19 protein-coding genes and 1 tRNA gene are annotated in these 19,933 nt (G+C 50.5%); 14 read left to right on the forward strand and 6 right to left on the reverse strand.

From position 1 onward, the window contains the following. Window positions 1–5 precede the first annotated feature (5 nt). Window positions 6–1,475: a phytoene desaturase family protein gene (locus LFE_RS00845; RefSeq protein WP_014448389.1), complete on the forward strand. Its 1,470-nt coding sequence runs from the start codon at window positions 6–8 to the stop codon at window positions 1,473–1,475. On the opposite strand, the gene LFE_RS00850 is transcribed toward LFE_RS00845, so the two are convergent. The 5 genes from LFE_RS00850 to LFE_RS00875 form a co-directional block, all read right to left on the reverse strand. After that, a complete protein-coding gene (locus LFE_RS00850; protein WP_014448390.1) occupies window positions 1,457–2,062 on the reverse strand; it encodes a class I SAM-dependent methyltransferase in 606 nt (201 codons plus the stop codon). The two genes, LFE_RS00845 and LFE_RS00850, sit on opposite strands and share 19 nt — an antisense overlap. A 68-nt stretch (window positions 2,063–2,130) precedes the next feature. Continuing rightward, a complete protein-coding gene (gene amrS / locus LFE_RS00855; protein WP_014448391.1) occupies window positions 2,131–3,153 on the reverse strand; it encodes an AmmeMemoRadiSam system radical SAM enzyme in 1,023 nt (340 codons plus the stop codon). After that, a complete protein-coding gene (amrA, locus tag LFE_RS00860) occupies window positions 3,154–3,726 on the reverse strand; it encodes an AmmeMemoRadiSam system protein A (protein ID WP_014448392.1) in 573 nt (190 codons plus the stop codon). Further along, window positions 3,698–4,507: an AmmeMemoRadiSam system protein B gene (gene amrB / locus LFE_RS00865; protein ID WP_014448393.1), complete on the reverse strand. Its 810-nt coding sequence runs from the start codon at window positions 4,505–4,507 to the stop codon at window positions 3,698–3,700. Before amrB ends, amrA begins: the two co-directional genes overlap by 29 nt. A gap of 747 nt (window positions 4,508–5,254) precedes the next feature. Next, window positions 5,255–5,330 (reverse strand) — tRNA-Arg (locus LFE_RS00875). 299 nt (window positions 5,331–5,629) lie between these two features. On the opposite strand from LFE_RS00875, the gene LFE_RS00880 reads away from it, so the two are divergent. The 12 genes from LFE_RS00880 to dinG all read left to right on the forward strand — a co-directional run bounded on the left by LFE_RS00880 (window position 5,630) and on the right by dinG (window position 17,830). After that, the gene (locus tag LFE_RS00880; RefSeq protein WP_014448395.1) at window positions 5,630–6,352 is read left to right on the forward strand and encodes an HAD family hydrolase; all 723 of its coding nucleotides are present in this window, start codon (window positions 5,630–5,632) and stop codon (window positions 6,350–6,352) included. Next, on the forward strand, window positions 6,339–7,973 hold the full coding sequence (pgi, locus tag LFE_RS00885; protein WP_014448396.1) for a glucose-6-phosphate isomerase: 1,635 nt from the start codon (window positions 6,339–6,341) through the stop codon (window positions 7,971–7,973). The genes LFE_RS00880 and pgi overlap by 14 nt, the downstream gene beginning before the upstream one ends. 205 nt (window positions 7,974–8,178) lie before the next feature. Next, window positions 8,179–8,499 (forward strand): 50S ribosomal protein L21, encoded by a 321-nt coding sequence (rplU, locus tag LFE_RS00890; protein WP_014448397.1) that lies wholly within the window; start codon window positions 8,179–8,181, stop codon window positions 8,497–8,499. Between the two features lie 50 nt (window positions 8,500–8,549). Then, window positions 8,550–8,822 (forward strand): 50S ribosomal protein L27, encoded by a 273-nt coding sequence (rpmA, locus tag LFE_RS00895; protein ID WP_014448398.1) that lies wholly within the window; start codon window positions 8,550–8,552, stop codon window positions 8,820–8,822. 18 nt (window positions 8,823–8,840) lie between these two features. Then, window positions 8,841–9,962 (forward strand): GTPase ObgE, encoded by a 1,122-nt coding sequence (gene obgE, locus LFE_RS00900; protein ID WP_014448399.1) that lies wholly within the window; start codon window positions 8,841–8,843, stop codon window positions 9,960–9,962. Further along, window positions 9,959–11,119 (forward strand): glutamate 5-kinase, encoded by a 1,161-nt coding sequence (proB, locus tag LFE_RS00905; RefSeq protein ID WP_014448400.1) that lies wholly within the window; start codon window positions 9,959–9,961, stop codon window positions 11,117–11,119. Before obgE ends, proB begins: the two co-directional genes overlap by 4 nt. Next, window positions 11,113–12,384 (forward strand): glutamate-5-semialdehyde dehydrogenase, encoded by a 1,272-nt coding sequence (locus LFE_RS00910; RefSeq protein ID WP_014448401.1) that lies wholly within the window; start codon window positions 11,113–11,115, stop codon window positions 12,382–12,384. The genes proB and LFE_RS00910 overlap by 7 nt, the downstream gene beginning before the upstream one ends. After that, a complete protein-coding gene (gene nadD, locus LFE_RS00915; protein ID WP_014448402.1) occupies window positions 12,362–13,096 on the forward strand; it encodes a nicotinate (nicotinamide) nucleotide adenylyltransferase in 735 nt (244 codons plus the stop codon). Before LFE_RS00910 ends, nadD begins: the two co-directional genes overlap by 23 nt. Window positions 13,097–13,100: 4 nt before the next feature. Continuing rightward, window positions 13,101–13,616, forward strand: a complete 516-nt coding sequence (locus LFE_RS00920) for an RsfS/YbeB/iojap family protein (protein ID WP_232502539.1) — start codon at window positions 13,101–13,103, stop codon at window positions 13,614–13,616. Beyond that, entirely contained in the window at window positions 13,613–15,010 is a 1,398-nt protein-coding gene (locus LFE_RS00925) for a tetratricopeptide repeat protein (RefSeq protein ID WP_014448404.1), read from the forward strand. Before LFE_RS00920 ends, LFE_RS00925 begins: the two co-directional genes overlap by 4 nt. Window positions 15,011–15,138: 128 nt before the next feature. Then, the gene (locus LFE_RS00930; RefSeq protein WP_014448405.1) at window positions 15,139–15,681 is read left to right on the forward strand and encodes a ComF family protein; all 543 of its coding nucleotides are present in this window, start codon (window positions 15,139–15,141) and stop codon (window positions 15,679–15,681) included. Then, on the forward strand, window positions 15,671–17,830 hold the full coding sequence (gene dinG / locus LFE_RS00935; protein WP_014448406.1) for an ATP-dependent DNA helicase DinG: 2,160 nt from the start codon (window positions 15,671–15,673) through the stop codon (window positions 17,828–17,830). The genes LFE_RS00930 and dinG overlap by 11 nt, the downstream gene beginning before the upstream one ends. Here the strand turns inward: dinG and LFE_RS12800 are convergent. Further along, complete coding sequence (locus LFE_RS12800) at window positions 17,827–18,993, reverse strand: diguanylate cyclase (protein ID WP_014448407.1); 1,167 nt, start codon at window positions 18,991–18,993, stop codon at window positions 17,827–17,829. The genes dinG and LFE_RS12800 overlap by 4 nt on opposite strands. 218 nt (window positions 18,994–19,211) lie before the next feature. Here LFE_RS12800 and LFE_RS00945 point away from each other — a divergent pair, with 218 nt between their 5' ends. Further along, window positions 19,212–19,916: a Bax inhibitor-1/YccA family protein gene (locus LFE_RS00945; protein WP_014448408.1), complete on the forward strand. Its 705-nt coding sequence runs from the start codon at window positions 19,212–19,214 to the stop codon at window positions 19,914–19,916. Window positions 19,917–19,933: the final 17 nt, after the last annotated feature.

The following is a 19,933-nucleotide window of genomic DNA, read 5'->3' on the forward strand; positions in this document are numbered from 1 at the left end:
TATGGATGGATCCACTCAATTTTGCAATATGTGGTGGCGGGGTGGGGGGAGTCAGCATCGGGGCTCTTCTTGCGAAAAATGGACAGAATGTCGCTCTTTTCGAACGGTTGGGTTATCTGGGCGGATGCTCTGGAACCTTCGGGAGAAACGGGAACTTTTATAATGCGGGAGCAACGACTTTTGTCGGTTTGTCCAGCGGTTTGCCTCTCGATGTCCTTTCGCGCCGGACAGGTGTTTCCTTTCCTGTCGTGGAGATTGATCCGGCGATTGTTGTCCATATCATGGGAAAGACCATCCGGCGATTTCGGAATATGGAGCGGTTTGTTCTGGAGATGGAGAACGCCTTTCCCGGTTATCCCCATCGAAGCGTGTTTCAAAAAATCAGACTTCGCGCGGAGAAGTTCTGGCCAGGACTGACTTCCTTTGATGGTGTTGATCAGGGGAAGATCCGCTCTTTTTTGAGACCGCTCTTTTCCCGTCCGGATATCTTTCTCCTTCATTCACCGGATTTCTTTCGATCAACCCTGTCGTTCCTGCAATCTTCATATGGAGTGTTTCCTCCTGAACTGAAAAGGTTTTTTGATCATCAGCTCTTGATTACGGCCCAGGGCTTTTCAGATCATGTTCCTCTTTTTGCGGGGATTCTTGGATTAACCTATCCGAATCTCGACAACTATACTGTCATGGGAGGGATGGGTCGAGCGATCGAGTCCCTTTCCCAGCTCATTCCCGGAGTCTATCTGAACCATCCTGTGAAAAAGATCCAAAAGAAACGGGGGAAATTTCTGGTGACCGCCGGCAAGGATGAATGGGAGACGGAGAATGTCATTTTGAACCGGACCATTTGGGATCTGGACTCGGTTCTTGATCAGGATCTTTTGGACCAACTGCGCCCTCGCCTTAAAGGACCTGATTTCCATGGTGTCGGGGCATTCGTGATCTATTTTATGGTGGAGGATGTGTTTGGAGCGGATTTTGAACTTCATCATCAGATCATTCTTGATGATGAGAATCCGGTCACAAAAAGCCAATCCTTTTTTCTCTCCCTGTCCCATCCGGATGATCCGGTTTTGAGCCGGTCCGGAATGAGAAGCGTCACGATTTCCACCCATACGCCAGTTAGTATCTGGGAGGATCGTACGAGAGAGAACATCCTTGAAAAACGTTCAGTGGCAACCAATCAGATTCTGGAGTCCCTTTATCGGGCAATTCCGCTCTTCCGGAGTGCCAGAAAAGGTGAAATCATCTCCGGAACGCCTAAAACATTTGAGAAATATACAGGAAGATCGCGAGGAACAGTCGGGGGGATTCCGGTTGTTCACCCGAATTTCCCCTTTCGCTTCCCGTCGTCTGTTGTGTCCGAAGGGATCTATCTTGTTGGGGACACAGTTTTTCCCGGGCAGGGATGGCCCGGTGTGGTGATCGGGGCATTGAACCTTTTCGGGATTTTAAGGGATCAGGGGCGAATGGGCTGAGGGCGCATTGCAAAATGAAACCATGTGATGCCATTTCTTCCAAGAAGATCTTTTTGATTTTCGAAAAAGAGGATCTCCATTCTGTTTTCCCGTGCAAGAAGTTCTACCTCACCGACAGGAACAGGGTAGGTTGGAAACTCGGCATCCGCCGGACCGTCTTTCATCGTTATGGCTAGGATGGCTCCGGGGTTCAACAATGAGACCATCCTTTGAAATGCCCGTGGCCTGTCCGACGGAGACAGGTGCATCCAGACGGCGCTTGCGAGGATAAGGTCGAAGGAGCCCTTTTTCAGAGAGGATAGGGCCGGGAGGGAGCTATCGATCCATTCAACCGATAACCCCGGATGACGTTTTTGGCCCTCTGACCTCATGCGGCCAGAGGGCTCGACCGCAACCACCCTAAAGCCCAGTCTGGACAGTCCGGCGGCATCCCTTCCCGATCCTGCACCGATATCAAGAGCCCTTCCGCGTTTTTCGCCCAGTATGGGAAGAAGCCATCCATGCACCTTTTCAAATAAAACGGATTCGTAGCGGTCCGAGAGTTTCTCCGCATGCTTTTCATAACCGGGAATGGCTCCATGTGACATCGATTTTCCATTCTCCAGAGTTCGGGGTCTTTGTCCTGTCCGTGTGTTCTTCGTGGATGGAGAGCTGTCTAAAAACGCCCGGGGATTTTTTGATGGCAGACGGCGCATCGGCCATCCGCATCCATGTTCCATGAGAGGATGGAAAACCAGTCGCGTATGATCAGTGGAGAGCGGCATTCCGGACAGAATGTCGTTCCTCCGGCAGGATCATGCACATTTCCGGTATAGACAAATCGAAGCCCTTCATCCATTGCGATCTTTCTTCCCATGGAAAGTGTTTCTCTCGGGGTGGGAGGGAGGTCAAGCATCCTGAAGTCCGGATGGAAAGCGGAAAAGTGCAGGGGAACGTCGGGTCCGAGATGGGTGGAGATCCATCGGGAGAGTTCAGCGATTTCCTTTTCCGAATCATTGAGTCCGGGGATCAGGAGTGTCGTTATTTCAAGCCAGACGTCTGTTTCGTGATGAATATAGCAGAGAAGGTCGAGAACAGGAGCAAGGTGACCACCCGTCACCTTGTTGTAAAACTCCTCCGAGAATCCCTTGAGGTCGACATTGGTGGCGTCGATGAAGGAAAAGAGTTCTCTTGCGGGCTTGGGGTGAATATATCCCGCCGTGACGGCAATGGATTTCAGACCGGCCTCATGGCAAGCGATCGCTGTATCGATCGCAAATTCCGCAAAAATGACTGGATCGTTATAGGTGAATGCGACACTTTTACACCTTGTTTTCTTTGCAACCCGGACAATTTCAGGGGGGTCGGCTCTTTGGGAGAGAAGCTCCATGTCGCGTGACTTTGTCATTTCCCAGTTCTGGCAGTTTTTGCAGGTGAGGTTGCATCCGGCGGTACCGAACGACAGGACAGAGGTCCCCGGGTAGAAATGGTTCAGAGGTTTTTTTTCAACCGGATCCACATGAAGTCCTGAAGGGCGGCCCCATGCCGTCAGGATCATTTCTCCCTGGTCCATCATTCGGACAAAGCAGGCTCCCCTTTGCCCCTCGTGAAGACGGCAGTCCCGTTGGCAAAGATCACACTGGATCCTGCCATCCGGAAGCGCGTGCCACCATTGCCCGACAAATCTATCAGTCTCCATTTACGACTCTTTGATGACGGTGCTTGAGTAGCCAAATGCCCGAAGTCCCGGAGGTTTGGCATCCGCTGGAATGTGTCCTTTCTTTAAGAGTTCCTCGAGAAACATTCCGGGATCGGAGATCATTTCCCAGACTTCGGGAAGATACGTCGCTGATCGGTGTTCCCATTTGAGGAATAGTCCCTCTCTCTTTTCCGAAATCTGTTCGGCAAGGTCATCAAGGTTGTTGAAGAAAAGTTCTTCCGGTGGAGAGAGAAGGGAAATTCCGATTTTCAGGAACTTCCATTCATGGGCTGCCAATGGAAAAAACCTGGGATCCCTGAAGGCTGCGTTTCGAGCGTTCTCCCGGATATCTTCTTCCAACGGCCGAACAGGGAGCAGTGATCCTATGCAGCCTCTCAGATCTCCGTTCAGGCTCAAGGTCACAAATGTCGCGCCAAAACAATGAAGATTCGGATGATCCGGAAGGATTTTTTCAGGGTATCCCAACTCTGCTCCGATTGCGTTCCTTGCGATCTTGAGAAGAATGTCTTCAAAAGATCCGGATTCAGGGAGACCAGAATGCAAAAGATCCATATCCTACCACCTCATTTTTGGGGCCGGCCGTGTCTCCCGAGTTTCGTAGATCCAGTATCTCTCCTTTGAGGCCCGCTTCTTGGGCAGCCATGAGAAATCCGTTCAGGGGCTGTGACCCGCAGGCCATCTCATTGGTCAGGGGGCGATACTCCGGGGAGATGATATCGGAGGCCGTTCTGGCGTCCAGGAGCTGTCCTTCATCCGGAGGAAGGTAATGGGAAAGATCCGTTGAGATGACAACCAGCGTATCGGGAAAACTGAGTGCTGTCTTGATGACCCTGGCGACGCTTGAGGCAGAGGATTCTCCGGCGATCAGGGGAATGATGGGAACCTGATCCATCTGCACCTTTAGAAATGGAAGCTGGATTTCAATGGAGTGTTCCTGTGTGTGTGCCGGATCGTAGGTGTCGATCCCCGGGAGGGTTTCCATCTGGTCGACGAGAGTCCTGTCGACAGGGATCTCTCCCAGAGGGGTTCCGAAGGAAGTTGCTGTCGATGTGGCAATCCCTTTGAAAAAGATCCGATGGGATGGGCCGAGAACGAAAATTCTTTTAGGGAGGAAGGATGGGTTCATGAGGCAGTAAGCTGATGCTGCAATGGGTCCTGAATAGATCAGTCCCGCATGGGGAACTATGAGCGCGCGCGGAGTTCCCCGGGCTTGGATGGCGGGGGGGATTTTTCCGAGGGCCTCTTCAAGCATCCCTTCGACCATGTCGAGAAGGATATCCGGTTCCTTGGGATAAAACACACCTGCGACTGCCGGCGATCGAACGATTGTCATCGGAGCCTCCTTTTTGGGGGGACAGGAATTGTTTCCACTATGACACGGAAGTGCGGTTTTGAACAGGATAGGAGTTTCTTGATCCTGTAGTGGAAAAGATTGAAGGTTTGTTTTTATTTTTTTTCCGATAGGGATAATGTTTTTCTGACGATGGTCGTCCTTCCGTTTTTTTAGAGTGGGTGTTATAGATGATGAAATGCTGGTCGAATCCTCTGATCAAGGGCGTTCTCGATCGGAGGGCAGAGCTTTTCTCCAGGATCAAGTCGATATTGCGAAATGTCGGGGTTTGGGATGGAGGTTTCTGGAATTCGAGGTCACCCTTCCGCTTGAGCTCTTTTCGGGACAGATATGAGAATATGCGGTGGATAGGGAGTTTTTGTCATGAAACGACTTGGAGATTCATAAAATGAGACGGACTGGTTTAGGACATCCGGGTTTTCCCTGGTTTTTTATTTTTGTTATCGTTCTTTTTTTCGGTTTTTTTCAAAGTTCTTCACAGTCACAGGATCTTTCCAGTCAAGCAGAAAATGCAGGAAAATCCGTGGAGAAATCCATTCATGATGCGGCCCAAAAAACGGGAGACTATCTCAAAAGTGACTCATTTAAGCAGGATGTTAAACGCGTGGTTGATGGAGCTGGGAAGGCGGCCCAAAATGCGGGAAAATGGATCGGAGACCAAATGGACTCGATCTCAAAAAAAGGCTCGCAAAAATGATTATAGAGACAGTGATAAGGTTCTTTTTGAGTTGGTGCGCCCGGAGAGATTTGAACTCCCGGCCCGCTGGTTCGAAGCCAGCTGCTCTGTCCCCTGAGCTACGGGCGCTTGTTCTGTTCGATGATCGCTTCTGAAGCCACTTCTCTTCCATATTACCCGAAAATTTTCCAAGAATGGAAGTCATCCAGAATACGTTAATCGGGAAAATTGTCAATATCCACAGTCATGAATTGATTTGGCAATCTTGCTTGTTTGAATGGATTTTCCAGTTTTCGGCGGATGTGTTAGAGTCGGGTTGATCCAAGTTTTCCCTTCCCATCTTCCTAGCCGCGTTTTCAAGCCAGTTCTCTTTTGATTCTTATCCGGATTTTTCAGGAATTATCCGGATTTCAGCGAAAGGAGTTCACTTGAGCTCTGGGTTCCTTGAATCATTGCCTGAAAAAACTGTTTTTCTGATCGATGTCGATGACACCCTCTTTGACAATGATTGTTTTGAGAGGGATCTGAAAGATTGCCTCCTGAACCTGTTTGGTCCGGATGGGGTGATCGAATACTGGGCAATCCTTGAGGAAATCCGAAGCTCTTCCGGGTTTGCCGACTTCTTGGGTGCGGCCCAGATATTCCGGCTCAAAAGAGATCAGTCTCCAATGACACAGGAATTGGCTTTTTTCTTTCGGGATTATCCATTTTCGAAAAACCTCTACCCTGACGCGTTATCTGTTCTCCGCTCCTTGAAAAGCCATGGCAAGGCCGTGATCCTGAGCGATGGAGATGCCATCTTCCAGCCGATCAAGATCGACCATTCCGGTATCAGACGTGAAGTGGACAGCCATGTTCTGATCTTTATCCACAAGGAGAAGATGCTTGCCAAGATTGAAAGCCTTTACCCGGCTGATCATTACGTTATGGTAGATGACAAGTTGAGAATCCTTTCAGAGATGAAATCGATATGGAAGGATCGACTGACCTCTGTTTTTGTGCGGCAGGGACATTATGCCAATGATCCGGCAATTACGGCCAGATACCCGAGACCGGACCTGGCGATCGAACGGATTGCCGATCTAGTGGACCTCTCTCCAGTGAAATTTGGTGGAACGGTAAAACAAGGAGAACCCAATGACATCCGCTAATTCTGTTTCCCTGACCAGTCTCTCGGAATGGTCAGAGCTTTCAAGGCATTATGAATCCATAAAGAAAACCAACTTGCGAGCGCTTTTTGATGCGGATCCTTCCCGAGCCGAGACGTTTTCTGTCCAGGGTGCTGGGTTATTTTTGGATTATTCCAAAAATCGGATCACATCTGAAACGTTCGAGAAGCTCTTGGCTCTCTCGAAAAGATGTGACCTCACCGGGAAAATCGCCGCAATGTTCAATGGCGAGAAGATCAATCAGACCGAGAAAAGAGCTGTTCTTCATATTGCTCTCAGGGCTCCTTCATCCCAGCCCGTTTTTCTTGACGGCATTGATGTTGTTAAGGAGGTGCATGAAACGCTTTCCAGAATGGCAACCTTTGTCCGGCGTATTCATGACGGATCCTGGAAAGGGCAGACCGGAAAAATCATTAAAAATGTTGTCAACATAGGAATCGGGGGATCGGATCTTGGTCCGGTCATGGCCTATGAGGCCCTGAAGTTTTATTCTCATCGAGAAATGACCTTTCGATTTGTCTCCAATATCGACGGGACGGATTTTGTTGAAGCAACGCGCGACCTTGATCCTTCCGAGACGCTGTTTATCCTTTCATCCAAAACCTTTACCACGCTTGAAACGATGACCAACGCCTCGACCGCCAGGGACTGGCTTCTCTCCTCACTGGGTTCCCGGGAAGCGATTGCCCGTCACTTTGTCGCTGTGTCGACCAATCGCGCGGAGGTCATGAAGTTCGGTATCGATCCGGAAAACATGTTTGGTTTTGGTGATTGGGTCGGTGGGCGGTATTCGATGGATTCGGCGATCGGTCTGTCGATCATGCTTGCGGTTGGGCCCGTTCATTTTTATGAGATGCTTGCTGGTTTTCACGAAATGGATGAGCATTTCAAAAAGACCCCGCCGGAAAAGAATCTTCCTGTCATCATGGGGCTTTTGTCTCTTTGGGAAAATAATTTTTTTGGTTCCGCTACACGCGGGATCTTTCCTTATGAGCAATATCTGAAGCGGTTCCCGGCCTATCTTCAGCAGTTGACCATGGAAAGCAACGGGAAGCATACAACGATGACGGGAAATCGGGTGAACTATGATACCTGTCCCGTGATTTGGGGTGAGCCCGGTACAAACGGTCAGCATTCTTTCTATCAGTTGATTCATCAGGGAACCCGGATCATTCCTTCTGACCTGATCGGTTTTTTTCATTCATTGAACCCTCTGGGGAATCATCACCAGATTCTTCTGGCAAACATGTTTGCCCAGTCCGAAGCTCTGGCTTTCGGTTTGTCTCCTGAGGCATTAAGAAAACAGGGGATTGCGGAGGAGTTGATCCCCCACAAGGTTTGTGAGGGAAATCGGCCCACGAATGTGATTTTGGCTGACAGGCTGACTCCAGCCACACTTGGGAAGCTCGTGGCACTTTATGAACATAGTGTTTTTGTCCAGGGGGCCATATGGGGAATTGACTCTTTTGACCAGTGGGGAGTGGAGCTCGGAAAAGTTCTCGCGCAACGCATCATTCCGGAACTCAAGGAGTCCACCGGTAAACCACTTGTGCATGATTCTTCGACCAATGCCCTGATAGAACTCTACCGAGAAAAGGTTTGATTTCGCCTCTGTAGCCGATCTGACGGAAGATGCCGATATCCAACAGGAAACGTGAGGGACTGTTTTATCGCATGAGTTTCTTTTCCATCGTTTTCGGCATACTTCCAACGCTTTGATTTTTTGATTTGATTGATGGTATTATTCCACTTCGCATTTTGAGATCACTCGAAATTTAGAAAGATTTTTTAAGGAAGGTGGGAGTGGCATGGCGGGTTTTGCTGTGGTCCGTACGGGCGGAAAGATGTATCGCGTAACCCCGGGCCAGATTTTGGTTGTTGAAAAAATTGAAGGAGAAGGTGAAGTCCTTCTTCAGGAAGTCCTGATGGTCTCCGATGAAACCGGAACTGTGTTTGCCCAGGGTGAAAAGTCCATAGGCGTTTCGGTTCGCGCGAAGATCCTGTCACAGGAGCGTGATCAGAAGATCATCGTGTTCAAAAAGAAAAAGCGCAAAAATTACCGCCGGAAGCAGGGACACCGTCAATCGGTTTCAAGAATCCGGATCGAGGAAATTATCCGGGGCGCATAGTCTGGATCGGGCGAATTTTTTGTTTAACAGGCTGTTGAAGGAGTTTAGTCATGGCACATAAAAAAGGGGTGGGCTCCACCCGAAATGGACGTGATTCAGAGTCCAAGCGTCTCGGAGTCAAGCGTTCTGATGGCCAGTTTGTTTTGGCCGGCAATATTTTGGTCCGCCAGCGGGGAAGCAATTTTTACCCCGGTGAGAATGTCGGTATCGGTCGGGATTTCACTCTTTATGCCCGGGAATCCGGTTTGGTCAAATTCACCAGCGGTGGCCAGTCCAAAAAAGTTCATGTGCTTCCCCGGGTCTCCCAGGAGATGCCGGTTTAGTCCGGAAGGAATCTCCCCTTGCCCCAGTTTGTAGATGAAGCCCGCATTATTGTCGAGTCCGGAAAGGGCGGGGCGGGGGCTATTTCGTTCCGCCGCGAAAAGTTTGTTCCAAGAGGTGGTCCTGATGGAGGTGACGGCGGCCAGGGTGGCAGCGTCATTTTCATCGGCACCAATCGCCGATCAACCCTCCTCGATTTCAAGCACCGTTCCCATCTTATTGCCACTCCGGGTGGTCCAGGCCGTGGAAAGAACATGCACGGAGCAAACGGCCGATCCCTGAGACTTGAGGTGCCACTCGGAACACAGATCTTTGATGACGATACGGGGGCGCTTCTTTTTGACCTGACCGTGCCGGAAGAATCTGTTGTCGTGGCGCGGGGTGGGCGGGGCGGCCGTGGAAACGCCCATTTTGCAACCGCTACCCGTCAGACTCCTGACTATGCCGATACAGGCATTTCCGGACAGACACGTCGTCTCCGTCTTGAACTCAAGGTCATGGCCAGGGTCGGACTTCTGGGATTCCCGAACGCTGGAAAATCAACGTTCCTCTCCCGGGTGACCAGGGCTCATCCGCGGATCGCCTCCTATCCGTTCACGACACTGCATCCTCATCTGGGGGTCCTTGTCATGGGACATTCTCCTAATGAGCAGGAAATTGTCATTGCCGACCTTCCCGGACTGATTGAAGGGGCCCATGAAGGAAAAGGATTGGGAACCCGCTTTTTGAAACATGTGGAGCGAACCCGCATCCTCCTTCATTTTCTGGATCTCTCCCACGAGGGAGCCGAGGACCCTGCAGATTCCTATGCCATTATTCGCCGTGAACTCGAGCTTTTTGATCCGGAGCTGATGGAAAAGCCTGAGCGGGTTGTTGGCACAAAACTGGATGCTGCGGATCCTGAAAGGGTTGAGAAGTTTTTGGCGTTTGTCAGGAAGAAAGGCTTCCCGGAGCTTATGATATCTTCCCAGACAGGTGAAGGAATGCCGAGACTTATGGAAGAGTTGTCAATCGTTTTGGCAGAGGAAGAGCGTCTGGAAGAGTCCCGAAAGCATTCAGATTCTTCTGATCAGGATGTTCATCGGGATGGCACTGCCAGTAACACTCCGGAAGAAAGAAACCCTTCTTCGGTTATTGCGTGAACGAAGGGACTTCCCTCTCTTTCGAGCCAGATCTTGTTCGTCTTTCCAGTATCTATGGAAAGATGAAAACATTGGTCCTAAAAGTTGGCTCCGCCGTATTGACCTCTTCCGACGGAGGTCTTTCCGGACGGGCGCTTTCTATTATTTCAAAAGAAGTTGCTAAACAGCGTTCTCGTGGAGTATCGGTTGTCATCGTCTCTTCCGGAGCGGTGGCTGCCGGCCGAAACACTCTGTCGCTTGGTCGTAAACCTCTTTCCCTCGCCATGAAACAGGCAGCAGCGTCTGTCGGTCAAAACAGACTGATGTGGAGTTGGGAAAAGGCTCTTTCACGCCACAAGATCACTGCAGCCCAGGTCCTCCTGTCCCCATATGATGTGATCGAGCGGGATCGTTTCACCCATCTTGACCGGACCTTTGAGACACTTCTATCGCTGGGAATCGTTCCTGTTGTCAATGAAAATGATTCTGTCGCCACCGAGGAAATCCGATTTGGTGACAATGATCAGCTTTCAGCAAAAGTTGCCGCCATCGTAAGAGCCGGGTTCCTTTTGATCCTTTCCGATGTATCGGCTCTTTTTACCGCCGATCCCAGGATTGACCCACTCGCCAGGCGGGTGGCGTATGTTCCGGCCGTTACATCCGATATCCGAAAAATGGCAGGCATTTCCCGTTCAGGGCTTGGAACGGGAGGGATGTCTTCGAAGGTTCTTGCGGCTTCCGATGGAGCGTCGTGGGGGTTGCCGGTGGGAGTTGTCGGAGGAATGAAACCGGGAGTTATCGAGCGGTTCTTTTTGGGAAAAGAGGGGACGCTTTTTGATGCGGCGTCTGTTTCCCGTTCGAGCAAGAAGGTATGGATCGGATATTTCTCCAGGCCGGCGGGTGGCCTGCATCTCGATCAAGGTGCGGTGAATGCTGTGAGAAGTGGAAAAACCAGCCTTCTTCTCCCGGGTATCTTGCGGGTCGATGGGGTGTTTTCCAAGGGCGATGTTGTTCGACTGATAGACCGGGATGGTCGGGTGATTGGCAAGGGTGTTACCAAGATTTCCTCAATGGATGTGATAGAAAATCGCCATTCGAGTGGCGTTGTTGTTGTCCATGCCAATGATATGGCTCTTTTGGACGATTCGAACGATCAGAAGGAATTCAGACCATGCTAGAAAAAACCGATTTGTATGCTCCGGAAGCCCTGAATGCGGGGATCTCCAGAGCGAGAAAGGCTCTTGGGGATTTTTCAATTCTTTCAAGCCGAAAGAAAAATGAAATTCTGATTCTTCTCTCGGAAGAGCTCTCAAGAGAAAAAAGCGACATCATGGCGGTCAATCAAACGGATTATTCTAAGGCGGTTTCGTCCGGTATTGATCCTGCGATGTGTGACCGGCTCCTCTTGACGGACAGTCGTTATGACCAGATGATCAAGGGGCTCAAAGAGGTTGCGGCTCTTCCTGACCCTGTGGGAACCGGTGTTTCTTCCTGGGAAAATGCGGACGGCTTGAAAATTGAAAAAGTACGGGTTCCGCTTGGTGTGGTGGGCGTCATTTACGAAGCCCGTCCGAATGTGACGATTGAAGTGTTTTCCCTGTGTCTCAAGGCCGGTTGTCCGATTGTCCTGAAGGGAGGTTCCGAAGCTTTCAAGACAAACATGCGTCTTGTATCGGTGGTCAAAAGGGTTCTTGAATCTTCAGGCGTCAATACGGATGGCGTTTTTTTTCTTCCCTGGACGGACAGGAATGTCGTGGTCGATCTGGTCGGGAATACCGGGCTCGATGTCATCATTCCGAGGGGAGGGGCCGGTTTGATGGATATTGTAACCCGTCATTCAAGGGTGCCTGTCCTTCGCCATGACCGTGGTCTTTGCCATATATATGTGGCAGCTTCAGCCGATGAGGATATGGCTCTTTCCGTTGTGATGAATGCCAAGACGAGCCGGCCCTCGACATGCAATTCGATGGAGACCCTCTTGGTGGATTCCGGAAAGGAGGGCTTCCTGCGCCATTTCCTTTCCGTTTGCCATGAGCGGGGTATCAGGGTGAAGGGCTGTGCCGTGACCAGAGGATTGGATCCGACTGTGGATGAGGCGACCAATGAAACCTACGACACCGAATTTCTCGACCTGACGCTCAATTGCCGGGTTGTGGACGGACTCGATCACGCTCTTGAGCATATTCGCAGGTATGGGTCAGGTCATACTGAGGCGATCATCACCTCTGATATCGGTGAGGCAGACCGTTTTTGGCGTGAGGTGGACGCTTCCTGTGTCATGGTGAACGCTTCTACCCGATTGCACGATGGTTTTGCCTTTGGTCTTGGAGCTGAAGTCGGAATTTCCACAACCCGGATCCATGCCCGGGGGACGATGGGACTTGCAGAGCTGACCACGACAAAATACCAGGTTTGGGGAAATGGACATCTCCGGCAATCCTGACATGAGCTCCCTGTCGGATATTGCTGTTTATGGGGGGGCTTTCAACCCCATCCACGAAGGTCATCTGTCATTGGCAAGGGAGCTCCAGAAACGTTTTTCCCTTTCCCGAATCTTATTTGTTCCAACCGGCAGACCTCCCCACAAGTCCCTTTCCGGTGATCCCGGAGCAGATCACCGGCTCCGGATGCTCAAGGAAGCGATAGCCGGAAACTGTGGGTGGGAAGCTGTTCCCGTCGAGATTTTGCGATCAGGTGTATCCTATACCGTCGGGACCCTCAGGGAGCTTGATCTCCCTAAACGCCCGTGGCTTGTTCTGGGGACGGATGCGTTTTTGGAATTTTTGTCCTGGAAAGATCCGGCGGGGATTCTTTCCTTGGCGGATCTTCTGGTTGCTTCGAGGCCCGGAACACTGTTTTTGGATGTTGCTCCTGTTGTTTCAGGGGTTTTGTCCATCCTTGGAAAAAAGGCATTGTCGATATCCGAAGATGATGCAAGGTCTCTTGATTCTGGTGTCATGAGTCTCTGGATGAGGGCTGTTCCCGAGAGTTCATTTCGGTTGGCTCTTCTCCGGGCAGACACCCCGGATATTTCTTCGACGATGGTACGAGGTGCTCTCTCAGGGGTCAAGAATCCTTCTTTGGAAAAGGGGAAAATCTTGCCCGCAAGTGTCAAATCCTATATTGTTGAAAAGGAGTTATTTTGTGAAGGATGATTTGTTGAAGACCAAGGAAGGCACATCGGCTCAAAGAGGGGAACCTGTGTCCATAAAAGGACAGTCAGAAAACGGTTCCATGGGGAGCTTGATGGATGTTCCGGAAGAAACTCCGGCAGCAATGGCCCGATTCCTTCTGGACAGGAAAGTCGGGAATGTCTGGATTCTGAGTCCTGGAATCGAATGTAGCTATGCCGACCACCTGATTATCGGCGAGGTTGAAAATGAACGCCATCGTGACTCCGTTATGGATGCGTTTGATCAACGCTTTACGAAGCGCGGAGAACCTTTCTTTTATGAAAAGGGTCCAATCTGGAGCCTGATGGATTTTGGAGATGTGGTGATTCACCTGTTTTTATCGGCAGGACGTCGGTTGTATCGCCTTGAGGACCTTTTTCCATCGTCTCCATTATGGGTTCTCTCCGATGCGGGCCACTTTGCTTTGAAAAATCCTGAAGACCGCCATGCTCCCAATGATGGTGAAAATTACCTTTCCATTCCGGAGCCGAATCGTTTATGACGCGATTTCTTCTATTGGTCCTGATCCTGTCTCTTGTCTATCTGGTCAAGCTTTTTGAATGGAATCCCCGTTCCTTCCCATTCGAATTTTTGCCAGGCAGGACCGTTCTGCTTCCAGAGGTTGCCTTGATGGTGCTGGCTCTGGTTGTTGGAGCCGCATTCATTCTGATGGTGAACGGGGTGGGAGACGCCTTCAAATGGTTCCGCTCGTTAAAAAACATCCAGGAAGAGCGAACAGAAGAAAAAGTGGAAATTCTCTGGAAGAAGATCAGGGAGGAACTGAATCGTTCCCATACTCCACAAGCGATAACGCTTCTTGACCGTCTTGTTGCGATTATGCCCAATCACACGGCCGCCCTTTTTCTTTTGGGGAACCTGAAGCGTCAGGGGGGTGATCTGACAGGAGCGATCCGTATTCATCGTCGTGCCCGTGTTTTTGATGAAGAGGATGTACGGCTGATTCTCGCGCTGGCCAATGATTATGACAAGGCGGGCCGTTTGGATGACGAGCTTGCCCTGTACCGGGAATATTTCAAGAAGGAAGGGAAAAACGCCCTTCTGTTGGGAAGCTTCAGAAATCTTCTGGTACGTCTTGAAAAATGGGATGAAGCTCTTGATGTCCAGTCTGTTTTGTCCCGTTCTTTTCAAAAGGGAGACCGCAGGGAGAGGGAAGTCGCTTTCCTCGTGGGAATCAAATATGAGTCAGGCCGTCAGCTGGTCAGGGAAGGAAAATCGGATGCGGGAAGGCGATTGTTCCGTAGCGCCCTAAAAATCAATCACTCTTTTGTCCCTGCGAGGATTTCCCTGTCAGAAGCCCAGGATAGTGAAGGTCGCGGAAAAGAGGCTCTTGAAACGCTTCTTGAAGGTTGGTCGAGAGACAGGGATATGGTCTATCTCGACAAGATAGAGGAGCTGGCGCTCGACCGTGGAAATCCCGATTTGATCCTGTCTCTTTACGAACGTCTGGTTCAGGATTTTCCGGATGAGCCGGCCTATTTCCTTGGACAAGCCCGGCTTTTGGCGAGATTGATGATGGTGGATGAGGCGATTGATCTTCTGGAATCGATCGATGGCCGTGTCAACTGGGATGGAAGCTTTCATCGATTGAGGGGGGAATTGTACCTGCGAAAAGGTGATCAGGGCAATGCTCTGGAGGCGTTTCGAAAGTCTTCTCTTGCCGGAACCGTCTCGGAGAAATATTTCTGCAGAAGTTGCGAAACGCGATTTTCCGAATGGGATGGCCGGTGTCCTTCCTGTCGGAGATGGAATACCATGACAGTCTATCCCGGTTATAACAGGGAAGATGCTTCCATCCTTTCCTCCCCCGAGTTTATTTCTTCCGAGGACAATGTCTTCGGTTCAGAGTTTGATGAATATACACCGCTCTCTTTTTAATTGCCCCCTTACACTTGATCTCCCTTGGTTCCTGCCCTCACTGCCTTGATCCTTCCCCTGTATCCCGAACATTATGTTCCGTTTGCATGGAGTTATTTTTACGCGAGACACGTTCATCACCTGAGCCTTTGAAGCTTTTGGAAAACCGGTGGATTCAGGGCGCCTTTTCTTATCAGGGAGTCACCCGGTCCCTTTTCTCCCGTGCCAAGTTTTACTCGGATCCGAGAGCCATGAATCTTCTGATGGAGTATGGGATTGCCCGACTGGGAGTTCCCTGTGAAAGGGTTATTCTCCTGCCTGTTCCCCCGCATAAAAAGAGACTTTTGTCGAGAGGTTTTTCGATGGCAGACCGTATGGCGTTATTATGGAGCAGGTCTTGGGGAATCTCCTATTCTTTTGGCGGTGTGGAGAGAAAAGGCGGTCCGGAGTCAAAGAGACTGGGCCGTAATGAGAGACTGGCGATAAGTTCCAGTGACCGCTGGATTTTTCACAGGAACCTGAAAAAAGATCCTGTTGTTTTGGTGGACGATCTGGTGACCACAGGGTGGACACTTAAAAGTCTTGCCCATGGTCTTGAGGAAAGAGGCGTTTTGGTGGCGGGGGCAATCGCTTTGTGCATGCGTGAACGTTTTCAGGGTAGTCTGGAGACAGGTGTCTTTCATGAAGCCTGACTCCGGTTCGCATCTTTTCCCAGAGACTGTGGATGAAGTCAATGAATGGTTGCTTCGCATCTCCCAAAGTCTTCCGGAATTCCGGGACAGGCCCGGACAGAGAGAGATGATCGAATTGGTCCGTCAGGTGTTTTCCCGCGCAAGGCCTGCAGATGTCCAGGATGAGTCCGGTCGTTCCCTTCTGGCCATTGAGGGTCCGACAGGGACGGGAAAGACGCTTGCCTATCTTTTACCGGGGATCATCATGGCAAGACATCTCGAAAAACGTTTGGTTGTGTCTTCTGTGACAGTCGGACTTCAGGAACAGTTGGCTTCCAAGGACATTCCCTTTCTTGAGGAGCACTCCGGTTGGCCCTTGACTCATGGGATAGCCAAGGGCCGTAGCCGATATGTCTGTGAGCGGGACCTTGCCTTATTTGTTGATGGTGGACTGATGGCACCTCCGGGTACCAAGGATTTCCTGCAGAAAATGGAAAAAGCCCTGGGAAGCACATGGGATGGAGATCGGGATACATGGCCGGGAGTTATGGATGAACGGGTCTTTTCCCTGGTGGCCAATCGGGCGGAAAGTTGCACCGGAGCTCATTGCCAGTATTTTGAGGATTGTCTCTATTTCAGGAATCGAAAGCTCCTTGAAAGTGTCGATATTGTTGTGACGAATCATGACCTTCTTCTTGCAGATGCGCTTTTGGGCGGTGGGGTGGTTCTTCCTGCTCCGGGATCATCCCTGCTTGTCGTGGACGAGGCACATCACCTTCCGAGAAAAGCGACAGAAGCATTTTTGTCCGGGATCTATCTGGAGTCTTCCCTTGAATTTCTCTCGGAAATTCCGATGGCAATGGCAAATGGTGTTTCGGTCATGGGGACAAAAGAGGTCGGATCTGATGTTGTGATCTGTCAGGAAGCTGTTGTTCACCTTTCCCCCATCTTGTCAGGTGTGTCCCATTTTCTGGAAAAGAATTGGCCGGCTCTCCTTGCGAAAATCAATCGGGAAGATCTGTCGTCGGGGATTTTTTCTGGCGGAGGTGAGCAATCGATATGGCGATTTCCCCGGGGCGTTTTGCCCGGGAATCTGGAAAAGGATCTTGCTCTCGCCCATGAACATTTCTCGACACTGAAGACGAGTCTTTCCCGTCTGAGAGATGCCCTGTCACAGCGACTTGCTTCAACCGGCGGGGGTGACCGTCTGATTGAAAGGGGACTTCTCGAGACAGGGGGACTTCTTCGCCGGGTAGGGGGATTGCTTCGTTTCACGGAAACGATTACTGCCAAAAAGAAGCAGAGTGAGAACCCCATTGCACTTTGGGCCCAGAGGGTGATCCAGGGGGGGATTCCTTCTTTCTCCCTCCACGCGGGTCCTGTCATGTCGGGCGGGCTGTTGAAAGAGCTGGTTTGGTCCAAATATTCGGCAGGGGTCGCCACATCAGCGACGTTAACGGCATTGGGGAACTTTGATCATTTTATGGCCCAGTCAGGTCTTGCTCTTTTCCCGGATGTGACTCGTAAAAAGCTTGATTCTCCTTTTGATCATGGTCGGCAGGGGGTATTGGAGATTCCGCATATGAAGACGGACCCTACTGATTCACATGGTCATACAAGGGAAGTTGCCCAGTGGATCAGCAAACGGATCCATCCTGCAGAGGGAGGGCTCGTCTTGTTTTCTTCCCGGAGACAAATGGAAGATGTCAGCGGACTTCTTCCGCCTGATGTCCTGAAAAGGCTTTTGGTTCAGGGAAGTTATTCCAGGGAATCGCTTTTGGGAAAACATCGGGAACGGATCGAAAGAGGAGAGGGAAGCCTTCTTTTTGGGCTTGCTTCCCTGGCGGAAGGGCTTGATCTCAAGGGAGCTCTTCTCACACATGTCGTGATTGTCCGGATTCCGTTTTCTCCTCCCACGGAGCCTATCGGGGAGGCCTTGTCCGAATGGCTTGAAGATCAGGGGGAAAATCCATTCCGTAAAATCCAGCTGCCTCAGGCCTCTCTTCGTCTGATTCAGGCAGTGGGTCGTCTTATTCGCTCCGAAAATGATTGGGGGGTGGTTTCCATTCTGGACCGCCGGATTGTGACAAAGTCCTACGGGCGCCATCTGCTGAAATCCCTGCCACCGTTTTCTGTGAAAATAGAACACCCCGGAGAGGATTTTCATTAAACGGAATCCATTTTTGTGGAACGTCCGGTCTTTTGGGACATCTTGTCCTGATACATGTCTTTGTCGGCAGCACGAAGAAGGTCATCCAGATGATCTCCATCATCCGGATAAGAGGCGATTCCCACACTCAGTCCAAAAGGGATGGAGACGTTCCCTGGAATAATGGAGGGGTGGAGAAGTGTTCGCCTGAGTCGTTGGACAAGGAGCTCCTTCTCCATGGGAGAAAGTGTTCCCCTGATGATGGCGATGAATTCATCTCCTCCAATCCTGACCAGCAAATCCCCTTCCCTGAGCGCAGACTGAAAGCGCTTGACGGCCGCTTTCAGGACATGATTCCCGGCTGCATGTCCAAGTTGATCGTTAACAGCCTTGAAATGGTTTAAGTCAAGATAGAGAAGCGTGAAAGAAAACTCTTTATTCCTGTCTTGCAGAATTTCGACCTTTGACCATTCCTGGAGGAATCTTCGATTCGGGATTCCTGTTAGTTCGTCATGAGAGGATTCTTCCTCGAGACGTCTCAGGAGTTTGCTGTTTTTGCGGATTTCCTGATAGATGATCACAATGGTGATGATGATGAATAAAAAGGAGCTTCCGAGGAAAAGAAGGAAGTTCCTTCGGACCATCCGTCGATCCTTGAAAGCGATGGACTCAAGGATGGTGATTTCCCTGTTTTGGCTTAACAGGATATTTCCGACGGAAACGCGCAGGGCATCCATCCGTGCTTTGGGTTCTCCATCCGTGATGATTTTCAGGGCCGTTTTTTGTCCGGACACTTCCTGGGTTACGATCGCCCGGTTCAGAATGGAAATCTCCCTGGCGATCAGTCCTCCGGTTTTTTGAGCTTCGGCAAGGATGTAGGGGGATTTTCGGCTGACGGACAACAGCATGTCAAGGTGCGCAATAATGGTCTTTCGGCTGTTTTGATAAGGCTCAAGGTAAGAAGGATTATCTGTCAGCAGGAATCCACGTTGTCCGGTTTCAAGATCTTTTGCATCGGAGAGAAGTTTGAGTGCAAGAGTGATGACGCGTTGGTGGAAGAGCAGTTTTTGAAAGTCTTTACGAAATTGGTTCCGGTCAAAATAGGTCTGAGATCCGAAAAGGACGATTGTTGTCCCGAGCAGAAATACAAGTATCCCAACGGCCCATACCAGTCGATCTCTCACTTGAAATCCTGTCTTGAATGGTTGATCAAGCCTCCTCATGGTTCTCATGATAACCGGTGCCGTCAAAACGGTAAAGCTATCATCACCCGATGGGACAAGGAGTGATTTTATTTGATATAATCACCGCATGAGAAGATCCGGTCCGGTTGGCCGGGATGGTTGAATATGAAGAAGTGACTGTATCGCGCCTTTTTTTTGGGCTTTGGGGAGAGTAAAAAATGAACTCGATGAATTCCTGGAATGCGACCAATGACCGGAATGTGGTCGAAGGCCTTAGAAGTTCAGTCAGTCAAGGAAAGTTTATGGTCCGGGTTTATAGCCTTCTGGCTGTGACCCTCCTTGTTTCAGCCATGGCGACTTTTTGGGGAATGGAGCAGGGGCTTTCGACCATGCTCAGTCATCCAATCATTCTGATGGTGCTTAATTTCGGGACTCTGTTCCTCCTGATGGGAGTTCAGAGAGTGCCGGTCGTCAACGTCCTGGTCACACTCCTTTTTGCGGGAATCATGGGAGCGTCCCTTGGCCCTGCCATTGCACAGGCTGTCCATCTTCCCGGTGGAGCCGGCATCGTGACCAACGCGCTTCTTTTGACCACGGCGATTTTTTTCAGTCTGAGCCTGTATGCGATGGTTTCCGGGAAGTCTTTTTCCTTTCTGGGGAGCTTCCTTTTTACGGGTTTGATCATTGTTGTGATCTTGTCTCTGGTCCAAATCTTCTGGCACCCTGCGTTTCTTCAGGTGATTGTTGCCGGAATGGGCGCTCTGGTGTTTTCCGGCCTGATTCTTTTTGATACGGCCCGGATCCTTTCATCCTCGGAAGAGGAATTGACCCCGGTCATGGCTGTGGTCTCCCTGTACCTGGATGTTTTGAACCTGTTTTTGTCGCTTTTGAGAATCCTTGAAATTTTTCGTGGCAGGGACTGATTGTTTTATCCGATGAT

The sequence above is a fragment of the Leptospirillum ferrooxidans C2-3 genome, from assembly GCF_000284315.1.
Classification (GTDB): domain Bacteria; phylum Nitrospirota; class Leptospirillia; order Leptospirillales; family Leptospirillaceae; genus Leptospirillum; species Leptospirillum ferrooxidans.

Bases quoted from the DNA above. Each gene is read 5' to 3' on its own strand.
- LFE_RS00910 (WP_014448401.1), top strand. From the start codon at position 11,113: ATGCTAGAAAAAACCGATTTGTATGCTCCGGAAGCCCTGAATGCGGGG.
- LFE_RS00945 (WP_014448408.1), top strand. From the start codon at position 19,212: ATGAACTCGATGAATTCCTGGAATGCGACCAATGACCGGAATGTGGTC.
- LFE_RS00925 (WP_014448404.1), top strand. From the start codon at position 13,613: ATGACGCGATTTCTTCTATTGGTCCTGATCCTGTCTCTTGTCTATCTG.
- nadD (WP_014448402.1), top strand. From the start codon at position 12,362: ATGGACATCTCCGGCAATCCTGACATGAGCTCCCTGTCGGATATTGCT.
- amrB (WP_014448393.1), bottom strand. From the start codon at position 4,507: ATGACAATCGTTCGATCGCCGGCAGTCGCAGGTGTGTTTTATCCCAAG.
- dinG (WP_014448406.1), top strand. From the start codon at position 15,671: ATGAAGCCTGACTCCGGTTCGCATCTTTTCCCAGAGACTGTGGATGAA.
- LFE_RS00850 (WP_014448390.1), bottom strand. From the start codon at position 2,062: ATGTCACATGGAGCCATTCCCGGTTATGAAAAGCATGCGGAGAAACTC.
- amrA (WP_014448392.1), bottom strand. From the start codon at position 3,726: ATGGATCTTTTGCATTCTGGTCTCCCTGAATCCGGATCTTTTGAAGAC.
- rpmA (WP_014448398.1), top strand. From the start codon at position 8,550: ATGGCACATAAAAAAGGGGTGGGCTCCACCCGAAATGGACGTGATTCA.
- rplU (WP_014448397.1), top strand. From the start codon at position 8,179: ATGGCGGGTTTTGCTGTGGTCCGTACGGGCGGAAAGATGTATCGCGTA.
- amrS (WP_014448391.1), bottom strand. From the start codon at position 3,153: ATGGAGACTGATAGATTTGTCGGGCAATGGTGGCACGCGCTTCCGGAT.
- LFE_RS00845 (WP_014448389.1), top strand. From the start codon at position 6: ATGGATCCACTCAATTTTGCAATATGTGGTGGCGGGGTGGGGGGAGTC.
- pgi (WP_014448396.1), top strand. From the start codon at position 6,339: ATGACATCCGCTAATTCTGTTTCCCTGACCAGTCTCTCGGAATGGTCA.